The organism is Vibrio sp. 10N.261.51.C6 (genome assembly GCF_041471785.1).
Classification (GTDB): domain Bacteria; phylum Pseudomonadota; class Gammaproteobacteria; order Enterobacterales; family Vibrionaceae; genus Vibrio; species Vibrio crassostreae_C.
Genome location: NZ_JBFRPB010000111.1, coordinates 1 through 372, shown reverse-complemented (window position 1 = coordinate 372; position 372 = coordinate 1). Strand labels below are relative to the sequence as shown.

The window sequence follows — 372 nt, the reverse complement described above, 5'->3', positions numbered from 1 at the left end:
ATTTTCCGGATTGGTATTAATTTTCCGGATTGGTATAATGGGCTGTTTATACCAGGCTACTTTCTGTAATTTATTAAATTCCAGAAAGCAAAAAGGCTCTAGCATTTCTGCTAGAGCCTTAAATATGGCAGGGGTGGAGAGATTCGAACTCCCAACACGCGGATTTGGAATCCGCTGCTCTGCCAATTGGAGCTACACCCCTATTTCAGTTTTAAAGAGCTGAAACTCTGAATAAGTGGCGGAGTGGACGGGACTCGAACCCGCGACCCCCGGCGTGACAGGCCGGTATTCTAACCAACTGAACTACCACTCCGCAGTGGAATACTTGTCGTCGCTGACAAGTGTTCAAACTTTTTGTCTTCACTTTTAAAA

General features: G+C 45.2%; 2 tRNA genes. Both read right to left on the bottom strand.

The features are described 5' to 3' along the window. Positions 1-125: 125 nt before the first annotated feature. Positions 126-202 (bottom strand) — tRNA-Trp (locus AB4375_RS21270). 34 nt (positions 203-236) lie between these two features. Continuing rightward, positions 237-313: transfer RNA gene (locus tag AB4375_RS21265), tRNA-Asp, on the bottom strand. Between the last annotated feature and the right edge of the window lie 59 nt (positions 314-372).